Origin of the sequence: Burkholderia sp. AU18528, assembly GCF_002223215.2 — a bacterium.
GTDB classification, from domain to species: domain Bacteria; phylum Pseudomonadota; class Gammaproteobacteria; order Burkholderiales; family Burkholderiaceae; genus Burkholderia; species Burkholderia semiarida.
The window spans coordinates 2029087-2045068 of record NZ_NKFC02000006.1 but is presented as its reverse complement, the minus strand read 5'-3'; the positions used below and the strand labels follow the sequence as shown (position 1 = coordinate 2045068).

The window sequence follows — 15982 nt, the reverse complement described above, 5'->3', positions numbered from 1 at the left end:
TTGTGGTCGCACCGCCGCGAACGATTCGTCGCGCCGGCACGGTTGGGGTTTCCGGGCCGAGTGCACTGTCCGTTACGCAAGTCGCATGCCATCGGTGTCGCATGCCGGTATGACGCGGCATACCGGCGTATCGCAGGGGAAGCACGCACGGGCGGTTCGCGCCATCGCGTCGACGCAGGTGTTGCATTCAGGTACACCGTCGCGCGCGAAGTGTTGCCAAACATGACAGGTGGCGCAGCCCGCGCAACAGCGGCGAGTCGGTCGCCCACATTGGGTACCGACGCGATGTGCGGCGCAGCGCGCGCCACGCGTGCTCGCGGCGCTGGCACGGTTCTCGCACGCCGGCTTCGCGACAACCCGTCGCCGCGCGATGCCTCGCACGCGCCGTCGGAACATGAATGCGGAGACAACGTAGATGATCAGGAGACCAAAGGCCGCCGCGCGCGACGCCGCGATGCGGCGCGGCCGGCGTGCGCGATGCGTCGGCACGGCCCTCGGCGCGCTCGCGCTGGTCGGCTTGCCGGCCGGCAGCGTGTGCGCGCAGCCGCAGGCGGACGGGGCCGCGCTCGAGCCGGACGTCGTGCTGCCCGCGGTGGTCGTCGTCGGCACCACGCCGCTGCTCGGGATCGGCACGCCGCTGTCGAAGGTGCCGGCGAACGTGCAGACGGTGCGTGCGGCGGAACTCGACGCGCAGCACCGCGCGACGCTCGCCGATTTCTTCGCGGCGAACCTGCCGAGCGTAACGATCTCGGATGCGCAGGGCAACCCGTATCAGACGGACGTCAACTATCGCGGCTTCACCGCGTCGCCGCTGCTCGGCACGCCGCAGGGGCTGTCGGTGTTCGTCGACGGCGTGCGCGTGAACGAGCCGTTCGGCGACGTCGTGAACTGGGACATCCTGCCCATGCAGGCGATCGACCGCGTGCAATTGATTCCGGGCTCCAATCCGGTGTACGGGCTCAACACGCTCGGCGGTGCGCTCGCGATCACGACGAAGGACGGCAGGTCGAATCCGGGCGGCGAAGCGGAGGTGTCGGGCGGTGCGTGGGGCCGCAAGAGCGCCAGCGTCGAGCAGGGCGGCACGATCGGCCCGAACCTCGACTACTACGCGACCGCGAACGTCGCGAACGACGGCGGCTGGGCCGACCATAACGCGAGCCGCGTGCGGCAGGCGTTCGGCAAGCTGCGCTACACCGATGCGGACACGACGCTGTCGATCGCGGCGGGCGGCGCGGACAACACGCTGTCCGGCTCCCAGACGATCCCGCGCTCGTTCCTCGACAACCGCAAGCAGGCGTATACGTATCCGGACCGGAACCGCAACAGCGCCGGCTACCTGACGCTGTCGGGCGACCGCTTCTTCGGGGAAAACGTCGAATTGAGCGGCAACGCGTACTACCGGCACCTGCGCAACACGAACACGAGCAGCAACAACAATACGGATTACGGATCGGTGGACGAGGACGGTACGGTCGACACGGTGCAGGGCAGCAACGCGCAATCGACGATCGTCACCGACAGCTACGGCGGCAGCGTGCAGCTCACGCTGCTCGGCAAGCTCGGCGGGATGGCGAACCGGCTGGTCGCGGGCGTCTCGGCCGATATCGCGAACTCGAGCTACGTCGCGTCGTCGCAGGACGCGTCTTTCACCGATGCGCGCGCGGCGCTCGGCATCGGCGATTTCGTGCAGCAGACCCGCGCCAAGACGCGCAACACGAATTTCGGCGTGTACCTGAGCGACGCGCTGTCGCTGACGCCGCACTGGACGCTCACGCTGTCGGGCCGCTACGACTGGTCGAAAGCGCAGATCGGCGACGAGAGCGGCGTGCAGCCGCTGCTCGACGGCAACCACGTGTTCTCGCGCTTCAACCCGGCGGTCGGGCTCAACTGGAACCCGGTTCCGGGTTTTACCGCGTATGCGACGTACAACGAAGGCATGCGTTCGCCGACCGCGATCGAACTCGCGTGCGCGGACCCGGCGGCGCCGTGTTCGCTGCCGAACGACTTCATCGCCGACCCGGCGCTCAAACCCGTGATCTCAAGGACGTTCGAGGCCGGCGTGCGCGGGCGCATCGGCGCCGCGACGACCTGGAGCGCCGCGGCCTATCGCACGACATTGACCGACGACATCCAGTTCATCAGCAGCCCGGCCAGCGCGCAGGGCTATTTCCGCAACGTCGGCGATACGCGGCGGCAGGGTATCGAGCTCGCCGGCCGCACGCGGCTCGGCCCGCTCGGTGTCGGGCTGTCGTACAGCCATGTCGATGCGACCTACCGTTCGTCGTGGACGGAACACAGCCCGGCGAATTCGGCGGCCGACGCGAACGGCAACGTGACGGTCAAGCCGGGCGACCGCATCCCCGGCATTCCCGCGCATACGGTGAAGTTGCGGCTCGACTATGCGGCAACGCCTGCATGGGACATCGGCGCGAACGTCACGTGGCGCAGCGGCGTGTACGCGCGCGGCGACGAGAACAACGGCGACGTGAACGGCAGGATCGCGGGCTACGTGCTCGTCGATCTCGACATGCGTTACCGGGTCACGAAGCGGTTCGAGGTATTCGCGAGCGTGACGAACCTGCTCGACAAGCGCTACGCGAGCTTCGGCGTACTCGGCCAGAATTTCTTCAACGGACCGAACCACACGTTTGACGGCGCCAACCCGGTGAACGAACCGTTCGTCGGGCCGGGCGCACCGCGCGGCGCGTGGGTCGGCGCGCGTTATGCGTGGGATTGAGCGTGTCGCCGCGTCATGACACCAACGCGCGCGGGCCGTCACGTGAACGGCGCTGTCGCGAACAGTGCGTTCACCGCGCGTGCGATGCTGCGCGCCAGCGCCGGCTCGCTTGCCAGATGCCCGGCCTTCACGCATTCGATTCGCGCTTCGGGCACGGCTCGCGCGAGGCGCTCGACGTTGCCGACCGGGCAAACGGGATCGTGTATCCCGTGCGCGGCGAACAGCGGCACGTGGGCCCGTGCGGCCCGTCGCGCGAGCGCGAGCACGCGGCGCTCGCCGAGCCAGCAATCGTGTTGCAGGTAGTGCGCCTGGATCCGGTATTTGTCGATCAGCCGGCGGACGGTCTCGTTCGAACGGATCGCGCGCATGGGCGAGCGGCGCGTGCGTGCCGATGCGAGGATCGCGCTTTCGTATGCGTGCCACGCGAGCGCCACCGCGCGCTGCCGGGCCGCGCTCGCGCCGTGGCGCAATCGCTGCGCGCAGCGCGACAGCAGGCGATCCGGCCGGCCACCCCCGGCCGCTGCATTGAGGCGCCGCCATTCGCGCGGGGCACGCGTGCGGGACGTCATGAAGAGCCCGCGGACTTCGCGGCGCGACGTCAGGAACAGGCCGCGCAGCACGACGCCCGTCACCCGTTCCGGATGCGTGCCCGCATACGCGAGTGCGAGCGCGGCGCCCCACGATCCGCCGACGACGCCCCAGCGTGTCACGCCGAGCTGTTCGCGCACCGCCTCGAGATCCGCGATCAGCCGCGCGGTGTCGTTGTGACGCGTGCCGCCGCGCGGTGTCGACGCGCCCGCGCCGCGCTGGTCGACGAGCACGACGCGCACGCGGGTGAGGTCGAACAGCCGCAGGATGCCGGCCTGGCTGCCGCTGCCGGGGCCGCCGTGCAGCACGACGACCGGATGGCCGCGCGCGGCGCCGGCCACGGTGAAGGCGATCGATTGCGCATCGCGGCGCAGGCGTCGGCGAACGGGCGTGGGCGGCGGCGCCGGCGTGTCGGGCAAGACCCGCATGGCGGGCGGCGGCGTGGATTGAATCGGGCGACGCGTCATGTCGATAGGGTTCGGGCGGAATCGGGAGGCGTAATCGTCGGCGGCCGGACGGTCGCCCGGCCCGCCCTGCGACAAAGCGAGAAGCGCGCCAGCCGCGAAGATCCGGATTCGCACGGGTAGTCACGCGCCGGGAAATCGCGGTATCACGCAGACAGGCCGTCGCGCGACGCGATGCGCGCCACCGCGCCCGGGCGATTCATTACATCCTCCTTTCGATCGGGTTGCGCGGCGCCAGCGTGGCCCGATGCTTGCTTGCAATGACGGCAAAGAGTCCGGCAGTTGACCGGAAGGATCCCCCGGAGGAGACAATGCGCGATGACGTAGAGCAGGCGGCCGGGACACGGGCCGCGCATCCCGCTGGCTGGCCCGCACCGTCGATCCAGAAGGCCCATGAGCGCTCGGAGACGTTCGGCCTGCAGGTATCGGCACGCCCCGATTACGACGTGCTGTCGAACGCGGCGCTGGTGCTCAAGCGCGAGCAGAGCCGGGTGCTGTGCGTGCACGCGATGCCGGTGATGGAAACGCTGCACGAGCAGATCGTCAACACGCAGAGCATGATCGTGCTGACCGACGCGGAAGGGCTGATCCTGCATTCGATCGGCGACGACGATTTCCTGCGCCGCGCGGAGAAGGTCGCGCTGCGCCCGGGCGCGAACTGGGCGGAGAACCGGCAGGGCACCAACGCGATCGGCACGGCGCTGGCCGAGCTGTGCCCGATGGTCGTCCACGGCGACCAGCACTTCCTGGCCGCGAACCGCTTCCTGACCTGTTCGAGCGTGCCGATCCTCGATCCGTACGGCGACGCGATCGGCGTGCTCGACGTGACGGGCGACCACCGCAGCTATCACCAGCACACGATGGCGCTCGCGAAGATGTCGGTGCAGATGATCGAGAATCACCTGTTTACGACGACCTTTCAGGAAACGCTGCAGGTGTCGTTCCATGGCCGCCCCGAATTTCTCGGCACGCTGATGGAGGGGATCGTCGCGTTCACCGCCGACGGCCGCTTCCTGTCGGCCAATCGCAGCGCGCAGTTCCAGCTCGGCATGCCGCTCGCCGCGCTGCGCGCGCACACGCTGTCGTCGCTGTTCGACATCACCAGTGCGCAACTGATCGACCGCATGCGCGCGAGCACCGACCGGCACCTGATGCTCAATCTCGGCAACGGCGCGGTGGTGTGCGCGCGCGTGCACTTTCGCCGCGCGACGCTCGCCGAAGGCAGCCGGCCGACGGACGTCCACGATGCGGGGGCGCCGGCCGCGCGCGCGAACGCGGCGCCCGCGCCGGCGGCGAGCACGTCGGCCGGCCTGTCGCGGCTCAACTATCTCGACACCGGCGACGCGCAGGTCGCCAGCGTGATCGCGAAGGTACGCAAGGTGATCGGCAAGGACATCCCGATCCTGATCACCGGCGAGACCGGCACCGGCAAGGAACTGCTCGCGCAGGCGATCCACAACGACTCGCCGCGCCGCGACGCGCCGTTCGTCGCGGTCAACTGCGCGTCGATTCCGGAGACGCTGATCGAGTCCGAACTGTTCGGCTACGAGGAGGGCGCGTTTACCGGCGCGCGCCGCAAGGGGGCGATCGGCAAGCTGCTGCAGGCGAACGGCGGCACGCTGTTCCTCGACGAGATCGGCGACATGCCGTATCCGCTGCAGGTGCGGCTGCTGCGCGTGCTGCAGGAGCGCCTCGTCAACCCGCTCGGCTCGACGAAGACGATCCCCGTGGATATCGCGATCATCTGCGCGACGCACCGCGATTTGCGCGACATGATCGCGCAGAACCGTTTCCGCGAGGATCTCTACTACCGGCTGAACGGCCTCGTGGTGCGCCTGCCGCCGCTGCGCGACCGCACGGATCTCGCGGTCGTCGTGCAGAAGATGCTGCAGCGCGAAGCGTTCGCGGGCCCGGGCCGGCCGCCGCTGTCGGTCGCGCCGGACGTGATGGAACTGTTCGTGCGCTGCACGTGGCCGGGCAACTTCCGGCAGCTCGGCAACCTGCTGCGCACGGCGGCCGCGATGGTCGACGACGACGGCGAAATCCGCCGCGAGCACCTGCCGGACGACTTCTTCGACGACCTGCGGCGCGGCGATGCGCAGGTCGTGCAGGCCGTCTCCGAGGCGTGCGCGTCGTCAGCCGCACCCGCCCGGTCTGCCGTGGCGGGCGCGGGACCCTGCGGCGCGGACGCCTTCCCGCCCGCCGACACGCGTCTGCAGGATGTCGCGGCATCCGCGATCGCGGCCGCGCTGGCCCGTCACGGCGGCAATGTGTCCGCCGCCGCGCGCGCGCTCGGCGTGTCGCGCAACACGATCTACCGGAAGATGCCCGCGGCCGACGCGGCGCGCCACCCGTCTGAAGAAAGCTGATACGCGAGCCACGGCGCACCGGCCGGTGCGCCGGGTGCGCAACGTGTCACAGCCGGTGTGTCAAGTTGCAACACCGGTGTTCAACGATTCAACACCTGTCACCGCCCGGGCGCCTCGCGCCGTCCGGCCGGCCGGGTGCATTCGCGCGAATCGTGTCGGCCATTCGTAAGGATTGGGTCCCGATGCCCGGATGACGGCCGTATGCCGCTGCCTGGCGGTGAAGGCAACGCATCGGCACGCTCCTTGCTGAAGAGGAAGCGACCGCTCGATCACCGCGGTTGTTCGACTCACGCAGCAACACATCGACTCATCGATTCATCAACTCAACAGGAGACACACCATGCAGTGGACGACACCGTCATACACCGACCTGCGCTTCGGCTTCGAAATCACGATGTACATCGCCAACCGCTGATCGCCGCGCGTGCCGCCCGTTTCGCCGTGGTCGGCGCGGGCGGCCTCGGGAGCTGACGCCCATGAAGATCAAGATACTCGGCTCGGGAGCCGGCGGCGGCCTGCCGCAATGGAACTGCAATTGCGCGAACTGCCGCCGCGCGCGCAGCGGAAGCGGCCACGTGGTGCCGCGCACGCAGTCGTCGATCGCGGTCAGCGAAGACGGCATCGACTGGGTTCTCGTCAATGCGTCGCCCGACATTCTTTCGCAGTTGCGCGCGGATCCGGACCTGCAACCGGCGCGCGCGATCCGCGACAGCGGCATCGCCGCCGTCGTGCTGTGCGACGCGCAGATCGATCACGTGACGGGCCTGCTGATGCTGCGCGAGCGCTCGACGCCGCTGCCGCTGTACGCGAGCGCGCCGGTGCTCGACGACCTGTCGACCGGCTTGCCGCTCGTGCCCCTGCTCGGCCATTACTGCGGCGTCGCCGCGCACACGATCGTGCCCGGCGAGCCATTCGAAGTGCCCGCGGCGCGCGGGATCCGTTTCACCGCGATCGCCGTCGACAGCAAGCCGCCGCCTTATTCGCCGCGGCGTGCTTCGGCCGCGCCCGGCGACAACATCGCGCTGTCGATCGAGGACGTCGCGAGCGGGCGGCGCGCGTTCTATGCGCCGGGGCTCGCGTCGGTCACCGACGACGTGCGCGCGGCCATGGACGGCGCCGATCTCGTGCTGGTGGACGGCACGTTCTGGACCGGGACCGAGATGATCGATCTCGGCCTGTCGGGCAAGCACGCGGCCGACATGGGGCATCTCGCGCAGTGCGCGGAACACGGGCGGCCCGGCATGATCGACTGGCTCGACCGGCTGCCCGCGCGCACGCGCAAGGTGCTCACGCACATCAACAACACGAACCCGATTCTCGATCCGCATTCCGTCGAGCATGCGCACCTGCGCGCGCACGGCATCGACGTTGCGCACGACGGCATGCAATTCCAGGTCTGACGATGAACGCACCGATCCCCGCTACGGCGTTGCACGCGACGCCCTGGACCGCGACCGAATTCGAGGCGCGCCTGCGTGCGCTCGAATCGCGCTATCACATCCATCACCCGTTCAACCGGCGGCTCAACAGCGGCGCCTGTTCGCCCACGCAGATCCGCGGCTGGGTCGCGAACCGCTTCTATTACCAGATCTGCATTCCGCTCAAGGATGCGGCGATCCTGTCGAACTGTCCCGACCGCGAGACGCGGCGCCGCTGGATCCAGCGGCTGATCGACCACGACGGGCAGGGCGATAACGAAGGCGGCATCGAGGCGTGGGTGCGGCTCGGCGAGGCATGCGGTCTGACGCGCGACGAGCTATGGTCGCTCGAACACGTGCTGCCCGGCGTGCGTTTCGCGGTGGATGCGTACGTGAACTTCGCGCGGCGCGCGCCGTGGCAGGAAGCCGTGTGCTCGTCGCTGACCGAGATGTTCGCGCCGCAGATCCATCTCGACCGGCTCGCGGGCTGGCCGTCGCATTACCCGTGGATCGAGCCGGCCGGGCTGCATTATTTCCGCAGCCGCGTGCCGCTCGCGCAACGCGACGTCGAGCACGGGCTCGCGGTCACGTTGGAGCATTTCACGACACCGGACGCGCAGCAGCGCGCGCTCGGCATCCTGCAATTCAAGCTCGACATCCTGTGGTCGATGCTCGACGCCGTCGAAAAGGCCTATCCGCTATGAACGCGATCGAAGCCGCCAGCGGCGTGCCGCTGCGCCCCTGCCTCAGGGGCATGTACCGCCTCCAATGGGAGGCGGCCCAGGATGCGTACGTGCTCCTCTATCCGGAGGGCATGGTCAAGCTCAATCCGAGCGCGGGGGAGATACTCGCGCGCTGCGACGGCACGCGCGAACTGGACGACATCATCGGCGAGCTCGAGCGCCTGTTCATGCAATCCGATCTCGCGACCGACGTCTACCGCTTCCTCGATCATGCGCGACTGCGCGGCTGGCTCGACTGACATGGCGCCCGACACTTCCCGTCCGTCCGCGCCGCTGTGGCTGCTCGCGGAACTCACGTACCGCTGCCCGCTGCATTGCGCGTTCTGCTACAACCCGGTCGATTTCGCGACGCACGGCGCGGAACTGGACACCGACGCGTGGCGCACGGTCATCAGCGACGCGCGCGCGCTCGGCGCCGCGCAAATCGGCTTCTCGGGCGGCGAGCCGCTGCAGCGCGGCGACCTCGAGACGCTCGTCGCGCATGCGCGCGGGCTCGGCTTCTATACGAACCTGATCACGTCGGGCATCGGGCTGAACGTCGCGCGCATCGAGCGGCTCAAGGCCGCCGGGCTCGATCATATTCAGTTGTCGCTGCAGGATTCGACGCGCGAGCTGAACGATTTCCTGACCAGCACGCGTACGTTCGAACTGAAACGCGACGTGGCGCGGCTGATCAAGGCGCACGGCTACCCGATGGTGCTCAACTGCGTGCTGCATCGCTACAACCTGCCGCACGTGGGGCAGATCATCGAGATGGCGCTCGATCTCGGCGCCGATTACCTGGAGCTCGCGAACACGCAGTATTACGGCTGGGCGATGCTCAATCGCGATCAACTGATGCCGACCGTCGAGCAGGTGCGCGAGGCCGAGGACACGGTCAACCGCTATCGCAAGCTGATCGGCGAGCGCTGCAAGATCCTGTTCGTCGTGCCCGACTATTTCGAGCGCCGCCCGAAAGCGTGCATGAACGGCTGGGGCTCGGTGTTTCTCGGTGTCGCGCCAGACGGCACCGCGCTGCCGTGCCATGCCGCGCGGTCGCTGCCGGGGCTCGCGTTGCCGAATGTGCGCGACCGGTCGCTGCGGGAAATCTGGTACGACAGCGACGCGTTCAACGCGTTTCGCGGCGACGACTGGATGCGCGAGCCGTGCCGCACGTGCGACGAGCGGCATACGGATCACGGCGGCTGCCGGTGTCAGGCCTACCTGCTGGCCGGCGACCCGAAGGAGGCCGACCCGGTGTGCGCGAAGTCCGCCCATCACGGCCAGGTCGAACAGGCCGTGCAGTTCGCGCGACGTCGCGCGCCGATCGCCGAACAGCCGTTGGTGTTTCGCAGCAAGGAGAATTCGCTCGCGCAATGCGACGCGGCGTGCGAGCGCTGAGGCGCGCGGTCAGGACGAAGGCGGCGGCGCGCGACGCGGTGCTCGCGCGCCGCCGCGCCGCGCAGGGAGAAAACGGCGCGCCGCCGCCGATGCGGGCGCGCGTACCCACCGCATTCGATCTCGATGAATGACCGCGCACGCGCGCGCCATCACCCGTCATCCGCCTTCGCCTGCAAATCCTTCAGCCCCTGAATCACGACCAGCAGCGCGCGCCCGTGCTCGTCCGACCCGTCCCACGCGTCGACGATCGCGTCGCGCAGCAGGTCGTTGTACCGGCGGCGCGACGGCTCCGTATCGACACCATAGAAACTGCATAGCTTATTGAATGGCGCGCTGCGGCGCAGCCGGCGCCCGTTCGACAACCGAAGGCGCGACACGGTAGGCTGGCTGACCCCGGAAAGCCGCGCGATTTCGCTGGACGAGCGTGTATCCGCCATCAGGCGGCGCAACAGGTCTTGAACGGGAAAATCTTGGTCCGGGGCTTCCATGCGATGCATTATACCTATACAGTTACGGCTGTTGAATGGGCTTGCTGTCAGCAGCGAGGCTGTATCCCGAGAAAGTTGATGACACTGAAACACCTCCCTCCCACGTTCTGCTGGACCAAGATCGGCACCGAGTCCGGCGAGGAGCTGCCGACCGTCGTACTCCGCAAGGAATGGGAGCGCCGGCTCGGAGGCGGGCGTTTTCTGTGGGGCATCAACCAGCCGCTCGGCAACAGCGCGCAAGTCGCCGCGCATCGCACCGGTTCGCTGCTCGCACTGTTCTCGCCGGTCGCGTCGCGTCCGCGCGCGGGCGAGCGCAAGGACGCATTGCTGTGGAATGCGTGGGTCGACGCAGGCGGGCAGGTGCGGCCGTTGCCGCCGCATACGTTCATCGCCAGCCGCTCGACGCTGCCGTCGGGCCGGCGTCGCGAGCAGCACTACGCGCTCGTGTGCGCGTCGTCCACCGCGCTGACGGTCGGCACGCAGTTGCGCGTGTTTCCCGATCACCTGCGCAGCGTGAGCACCGGCAAGCCGCTGGGCGCCGCACAGGGTGCGGCCGTGGTCGACTGCGTCGGGCGTGCGAAGGAGCAGACGGGCAAGAGCTATCCGCTCGCGCTGTCGGTCGAGCTCGAAGCGCCGTATTTCGTGCGGCTGGCGCAGCCGTGCGTGCTGAAGGCGCGCGATCTCGCTGAAGTGAACAAGGCCACGCGCGCGGGCGATTTCGATCGCTTCGTCGAGCTGGTCGCGCGCTTGCGCGGCCGTTCGCCGACGGACGCCGTGCGCGGCGTCACGCGCGATCTGTTCGACGTGCCGCCGCTCGAAACGGCGGCCGCGTATGTGGCGCCCACGCATGTCGCGCGCATGCGCCACCGGCCGGCGGTCGAGCATCCGCGCGATCTCACCGGCGATCTGTTCGACCTGTCGCCGGGCGAGGCGGCCGCGTTCGCGGGGCTGGCGCATCCGCGCATCGGGCGCGCGTGACGACCCACGCGAAGCCGTTCGCGCAAGAATTTGTTGCAATCTCGCCGTAGCGGATCGGCGAGCGCGGCGCGACAATCGGCACGAAGCGCGCGGCGCGGCGGCCGATGCGTCGACATGCGACGGGTCGTGGTTCACGCCGCCGACATGCGTACCACGCACACTGGGCGTCGGCGTGCTTCACACTGCAATCCTGAGGGAGGAGTGTCGATGTCGACCCATATCCGTTCGCGGGAAGCGCGGGCCGCACAACGCTTCGTCGAAGCGACGCGCAACGTCGATCAGGCGTTTCGCGCCGTGCGCGGCGAAAGCGACGACGACGGCTCGTCGGCCCACTACGCACGCGCGATGTCGCGTCTCGATCGCGCGCTCGACGAGCTGGCGCGTGCACAGGAATTCTTCGATCGCGTCGTCGGCGCGGATACCGCGCACGGCAACTGACGGCTTCGTCGTTTCTCTTTTTCGCGCGTCGTGCGACGCGCGTTCATCTTCCTGCCGGGCGCGTTGCGCGGCATGCCGGTTCGTCACCCCGTTTCGATTCTCGATGTCAGGCCTTGCGGCCTTCGGCCGGATAGCCGCCTTGAGCGGTTGCCGTGCGTCGGCCCGCACGGGTCATGTCCGGTGCGGACGGCGCGGACGGCGCGGCGCGCGACGCGTAGCCGCGATGCTGGAACGAGGTCGCGAAGAACCGCATCTGGTAGCGGATCGCATTCGCCCAGTAATCCCACGTATGACCGCCCGGGCGCTCCGCATAGTCGTGCGGCACGCCGAGCGCGACGAGCCGTTCGTGCAGCGTGCGGTTCGAGTCGACGAAGGCATCGTCGCGGCCGCAATCGATCGTCAGGTCGAGATGCGCGCGCACGAATGCCCGCGCGTTTTCGACGATCACGTTGCGGTTCCAGAACGACGGATGGCGGCCGGGATCGCCGAACACGTGGTCGATGCCCGGCTCGTTCGCGCAGCAGCGCGGGTCGACCGCGCCGCTGATGCTGCCGACCGCGCCGAACGTGTCGGGCCGGTCGAGCGCGATGCGCAGCGCGCCGAAGCCGCCCATGCTGAGCCCGGTGATCGCGCGTGCGTGCTGGGCCGCGATCGTGCGGAAATGCAGGTCGACATAGGACACGACTTCATCGCCGACGAAGGTTTCGTAGCGGCTGCCCGAATCGAACGGGCTGTCGATGTACCAGCTTTCGTGTCCGCCGTCGGGCATCACGAGGATCACGCGGTAGCGGTCGGCGAGCGCGGCGATGTGCGTGTTCGACGTCCAGTCGGTATGGTCGCCGCCCGAGCCGTGCAGCAGATAGACGACGGGATAGCGTTCGCCGTGGTGGTCGCGCGCGTAATCGTCGGGCAGCACGATGGTGGCCTTCAGCGTTTCGCTCATCGCGGCGCTCGGAATCGCGACGACCCGCGCATGAAATGCGAAGGCAGGGCTCGTGACGGCGAGCAGCAGGAGCAGCCAGAAGGTACGTGCCAGGTTCATCGATCCTCGCATGTGTCGATCCAGTCCGGCCGGGTGCCGGGAAAACCCTGTTCCGGCGACTCTAGCAACCGTGCCTTTCAACCATATTTCGGCGAATCCTACGGGTTGTCAGGCGGGCGGCTCGCATACGATGCGTGCGATGGCGGCGCGAAACGCGTCGGGCCGCTCGGCCGCGATCAGGTGCCCGCAGCCGGCGATGGTGTCGAAGCCGGCGCAGCGGGCGAGCGCGTGGGCGGCGATCAGCCAGACGGGATGACGCTCGAACACCTGCGCGAGCGCCGGCAGGTAGCCCGCCGCGCCCGTCGTCTCGACCACCGATCGGCCCATCGCGCGCAGCGTCGATGCCGGCTGATGCGCAAGCCAGCGGCGTGCGTCGGCGAGCTGGCCCGGCGACGGGTCGTCGATCGCGCCGCGCAGCCAGTCGAGCGGGGCCGCGCGCAGGCCGTCGAGCATCGCATCGGCTTCGTCGGGCGTCATGCGGCCGACCGAGGCCGACCAGAATGCATCGTCCAGCGTGAAATTGCCTTCGACGTTGACGATGCGCCGTACGCGTTCGGGGTGCGCGTGCGCGAACAGCATGGCGATCGCGCCGCCGACCGAATGGCCGACGACGTCGACCGGCTCCATGCCGAAGTGCGTATCGACGGTGTGCCGCACATGCTCGACCTGCGCGGCAAGCGAGATCGCGTCGGGCGGCGTGGTGCGATGCGCGCCGTAGCCGAGCAGGTCGGGGCAGAGGTGCGGGCCGCTCCAGCCGCGCACGTCGAACGTGCCGATGAAGCCGTGAATGAAGACGACGGGCGTGGGCGTGATCATGCGCCGTGTGCTGAAGGCAGGGGCGGCAATTCGAGCTCGGCGAGCAGTTCGTCGAGTTCGAGCATGTGCGTGCGGTCGTGGTCGAGCAACTCGCGCACGAGTTCGTCGAGCGACATGCGGCGGATGCCGTCGCGCAGCCCGCAGCGCGCGAGTTGCGACGGTTCCAGCGCGGCCGCGGCGGCGCACAGCGCGGCACGGCCGCTGCGAAACGCCGCGACGGCGAGACCGAGCGGCTGCGCGAGATAGTCGCGTTGCGCGGCCAGCGCGGTGCCGTCGACGGATTCGATCACGGGAAGCTCGGCCGTGCGTATGGCCTCGATACGCGCGGCGAACACCGCATCGAGATCGCGCAGGTGGCACGCATGTTCGACGAGCGAGAAGCCGGTGCCGGCCGGGCGGCAGGTGGCCAGCGCCGCCGGCACATGCGCCGCGCAGGCGGCGAGTCGGGCCGGCATGCGGGCCAGCGCGGCGACGACGTCGGCGAACGGCAGCCGTTGCGGGTGCGCGCTGAACACCGCGCCATAACTGAACAGCGCACCGCCGAGCCGCCCGCGCGCCTGCACGACCTCATGGCCGCGGCGACGCATGACGTCGGCGACCATCGCGCCGCAGAACTGGCGGGCCGTCGTGTCGGCTTCGACTTCGGGGAATTTGCGCGCGATCTCGTCCTGGATCGCGCCGATCGCGGCGACGCCGACGCGCGACAGCGCCGCGAACTCGAGATAGCGTTCGGGCTGCTCGATCAGCGCTTCGAGCTGCGCGCCGAGTGCGGTCAAGCGGAAACGGTCGAAACGGGAATGCATGACGAAGCTCGGCATCGTAACGGTGCAAAACGATACGTTACTATGCCCGGCTTCGTCAACCGGCTCATTCGGGCGCATGCGAGGCTCGCCCGCACCGCCCGCCTGCCCCGCTCAGGGCTTCTGCCGCGCGTCGATGTCCGCGAGGATGCGCGCTTCCTGCTCCTGCAGCTCGGGCGTGAATGCGTCGCCGAAATCCTCGAGCTCGTACAGCGGGCGGATCTCGATGTCGGAGTCGCCGGGCATCGGGTTCGGGCAACGCTTCACCCATTCGACGGCCTCGTCCATCGATTTCACCTGCCACAGCCAGTAGCCCGCGACGAGCTCCTTCGTTTCGGCGAACGGGCCGTCGATGACCGTGCGGTTCTTGCCGGAAAAGTGCACGCGCTTGCCGTGGCTGCTCGGGCGCAACCCGTCGGCGGCGAGCAGGATGCCGGCTTTTGCCAAGTCCTCGTTGAACTGGCCCATCGCGGCCAGCATGTCGGTGTCGGGCATCCGGTCGGATTCGGAATCGGCGGTGGCTTTGACGATGACCATGACGCGCATTGTCGTATCTCCTTGAAAGGGAACGAGGGTGTCTGCCGGCCGGAGGCGGCAAACGCAGGGTTACGACAACACGACGCGCGGCGGCGACGCGAATCGACATCGCGGGAAAAAGTTTTCATCCGCGATGGAAACGGCGATGCCGGCCGCCGCTCTTGCCGCGGGCGGCACGCGCACCAGGCACGCTGTGGATCCGATCGGCAAGCTCGCTGCGCGCCGTCACGTTTACAACAACACTGATGCGGGATGCTTGATGTCTGATGCGTCTGCCATATGATAGTGATGCTTGATGTTGGATGCCTATCAGGAGAGAGACATGCGCACCACTCTGGACATTGATGACGACGTCCTCGCCTTCGCACGGGAGCGCGCGAAGCCGGGCGTGAGTATCGGCAAGGTTATTTCCGATCTCGCCCGCGCGGCACTGCAGCGGACGACGAACCAGTCGAACCGCAACGGCTTGCCGTTGATACCGGTCTCCGGGACGGCACGTCCCGTCACGCCCGACATCGTTAATCAACTTCGCGACGATTCACTTGGATGACCTACCTGCTCGACGTCAACGTCCTCATCGCCTTGCTGAATCCTGCGCATGTTCAGCATGAGCCTGCACATGCATGGTTTGGACGGGTAGGTCATTCGGCATGGTCTACCTGCCCGCTCACCGAGAACGGCGTTATTCGGATCATCTGCAATCCGAAATACACGAATACGATGGGCTCGTATATGTCCGTAGCTCCGCTCGTCGCGCAACTGCGGTCGCATGCCGGCCACACTTTCTGGCCGGACGACGTGAGCTTGCTGGACGAACAGCACGTCGACGCCACCCGTTTGCTGTCGTCCGCGCAATTGACCGATACGTACCTGCTGGCGCTGGCTCGCGCGCACAAAGGCAAACTGGCGAATTTTGATCGGCGTCTGGTCGTCGACGCCGTGCCGAATGGCGCCAAGCACCTTGAACTGATTGCTTGACGCTCGATCGGAAAGGGCGCCGTGGCAGCGACGCTTGAACGGGTTGCTTTCGGTTTCTCGCGGTGCCTTCCAGCGGGACAGTCTTGTCCTCGGCGTCCGGAACAGCGCGCCTTTCGCCCGTGCCCTTGTTTGGAAAGTTCGGCAGTGAGGCCGGTGCAGGCCCGTTGCGGGCATGCACGGGCACGAGCGCGCGCGGCGGCGCATAC

The 15982-nt window shown here is 68.4% G+C and carries 18 protein-coding genes; 12 read left to right on the top strand and 6 right to left on the bottom strand.

Annotated elements, in window-relative coordinates:
* Positions 1–415 precede the first annotated feature (415 nt).
* Positions 416–2737, top strand: coding sequence for a TonB-dependent receptor (locus tag CFB52_RS26020; protein WP_099317790.1), 2322 nt, complete (start codon positions 416–418; stop codon positions 2735–2737).
* Between the two features lie 38 nt (positions 2738–2775).
* Here CFB52_RS26020 and CFB52_RS26015 read toward each other — a convergent pair whose 3' ends face one another.
* The gene (locus CFB52_RS26015) at positions 2776–3753 is read right to left on the bottom strand and encodes an alpha/beta fold hydrolase (RefSeq protein ID WP_257220634.1); all 978 of its coding nucleotides are present in this window, start codon (positions 3751–3753) and stop codon (positions 2776–2778) included.
* Between the two features lie 347 nt (positions 3754–4100).
* Here CFB52_RS26015 and CFB52_RS26010 point away from each other — a divergent pair, with 347 nt between their 5' ends.
* The 7 genes from CFB52_RS26010 to CFB52_RS34800 all read left to right on the top strand — a co-directional run bounded on the left by CFB52_RS26010 (position 4101) and on the right by CFB52_RS34800 (position 9830).
* Positions 4101–6158, top strand: coding sequence for a sigma-54-dependent Fis family transcriptional regulator (locus CFB52_RS26010; protein ID WP_099317788.1), 2058 nt, complete (start codon positions 4101–4103; stop codon positions 6156–6158).
* Positions 6159–6498: 340 nt separating this feature from the next.
* On the top strand, positions 6499–6573 hold the full coding sequence (pqqA, locus tag CFB52_RS26000) for a pyrroloquinoline quinone precursor peptide PqqA (protein WP_006485436.1): 75 nt from the start codon (positions 6499–6501) through the stop codon (positions 6571–6573).
* 61 nt (positions 6574–6634) lie between these two features.
* Positions 6635–7558: a pyrroloquinoline quinone biosynthesis protein PqqB gene (gene pqqB, locus CFB52_RS25995; RefSeq protein WP_059583258.1), complete on the top strand. Its 924-nt coding sequence runs from the start codon at positions 6635–6637 to the stop codon at positions 7556–7558.
* A gap of 2 nt (positions 7559–7560) precedes the next feature.
* Positions 7561–8280 (top strand): pyrroloquinoline-quinone synthase PqqC, encoded by a 720-nt coding sequence (pqqC, locus tag CFB52_RS25990; RefSeq protein WP_059583257.1) that lies wholly within the window; start codon positions 7561–7563, stop codon positions 8278–8280.
* Positions 8277–8558 (top strand): pyrroloquinoline quinone biosynthesis peptide chaperone PqqD, encoded by a 282-nt coding sequence (gene pqqD, locus CFB52_RS25985; RefSeq protein WP_006480620.1) that lies wholly within the window; start codon positions 8277–8279, stop codon positions 8556–8558. The genes pqqC and pqqD overlap by 4 nt, the downstream gene beginning before the upstream one ends.
* Before the next feature lies 1 nt (position 8559).
* Entirely contained in the window at positions 8560–9699 is a 1140-nt protein-coding gene (gene pqqE / locus CFB52_RS25980) for a pyrroloquinoline quinone biosynthesis protein PqqE (protein ID WP_089465741.1), read from the top strand.
* On the top strand, positions 9687–9830 hold the full coding sequence (locus CFB52_RS34800) for a hypothetical protein (protein ID WP_180278261.1): 144 nt from the start codon (positions 9687–9689) through the stop codon (positions 9828–9830). The genes pqqE and CFB52_RS34800 overlap by 13 nt, the downstream gene beginning before the upstream one ends.
* Positions 9831–9848: 18 nt before the next feature.
* Here the strand turns inward: CFB52_RS34800 and CFB52_RS25975 are convergent, their stop codons facing one another.
* On the bottom strand, positions 9849–10187 hold the full coding sequence (locus CFB52_RS25975) for a helix-turn-helix transcriptional regulator (RefSeq protein WP_012339501.1): 339 nt from the start codon (positions 10185–10187) through the stop codon (positions 9849–9851).
* Positions 10188–10265: 78 nt separating this feature from the next.
* On the opposite strand from CFB52_RS25975, the gene CFB52_RS25970 reads away from it, so the two are divergent.
* Entirely contained in the window at positions 10266–11165 is a 900-nt protein-coding gene (locus CFB52_RS25970) for a hypothetical protein (protein ID WP_060011993.1), read from the top strand.
* A 207-nt stretch (positions 11166–11372) separates the two neighbouring features.
* Positions 11373–11603 carry a hypothetical protein gene (locus tag CFB52_RS25965; protein WP_059583251.1) on the top strand — a complete coding sequence of 77 codons (231 nt, stop codon included), beginning with the start codon at positions 11373–11375 and terminating at the stop codon, positions 11601–11603.
* A 106-nt stretch (positions 11604–11709) separates the two neighbouring features.
* On the opposite strand, the gene CFB52_RS25960 is transcribed toward CFB52_RS25965, so the two are convergent.
* From CFB52_RS25960 to CFB52_RS25945, 4 genes are all read right to left on the bottom strand, one after another.
* Entirely contained in the window at positions 11710–12645 is a 936-nt protein-coding gene (locus CFB52_RS25960) for an alpha/beta hydrolase family protein (RefSeq protein ID WP_226094016.1), read from the bottom strand.
* A gap of 108 nt (positions 12646–12753) precedes the next feature.
* Positions 12754–13461 (bottom strand): alpha/beta fold hydrolase, encoded by a 708-nt coding sequence (locus tag CFB52_RS25955; RefSeq protein ID WP_060011991.1) that lies wholly within the window; start codon positions 13459–13461, stop codon positions 12754–12756.
* A complete protein-coding gene (locus CFB52_RS25950; protein ID WP_060012032.1) occupies positions 13458–14264 on the bottom strand; it encodes a DinB family protein in 807 nt (268 codons plus the stop codon). Before CFB52_RS25950 ends, CFB52_RS25955 begins: the two co-directional genes overlap by 4 nt.
* Before the next feature lie 111 nt (positions 14265–14375).
* Positions 14376–14807 carry a YciI family protein gene (locus tag CFB52_RS25945; RefSeq protein ID WP_060011989.1) on the bottom strand — a complete coding sequence of 144 codons (432 nt, stop codon included), beginning with the start codon at positions 14805–14807 and terminating at the stop codon, positions 14376–14378.
* Between the two features lie 313 nt (positions 14808–15120).
* On the opposite strand from CFB52_RS25945, the gene CFB52_RS25940 reads away from it, so the two are divergent.
* Entirely contained in the window at positions 15121–15348 is a 228-nt protein-coding gene (locus CFB52_RS25940; protein ID WP_179231791.1) for a CopG family transcriptional regulator, read from the top strand.
* Complete coding sequence (locus CFB52_RS25935) at positions 15345–15776, top strand: TA system VapC family ribonuclease toxin (RefSeq protein ID WP_059583245.1); 432 nt, start codon at positions 15345–15347, stop codon at positions 15774–15776. Before CFB52_RS25940 ends, CFB52_RS25935 begins: the two co-directional genes overlap by 4 nt.
* The last annotated feature ends 206 nt before the right edge of the window (positions 15777–15982 follow it).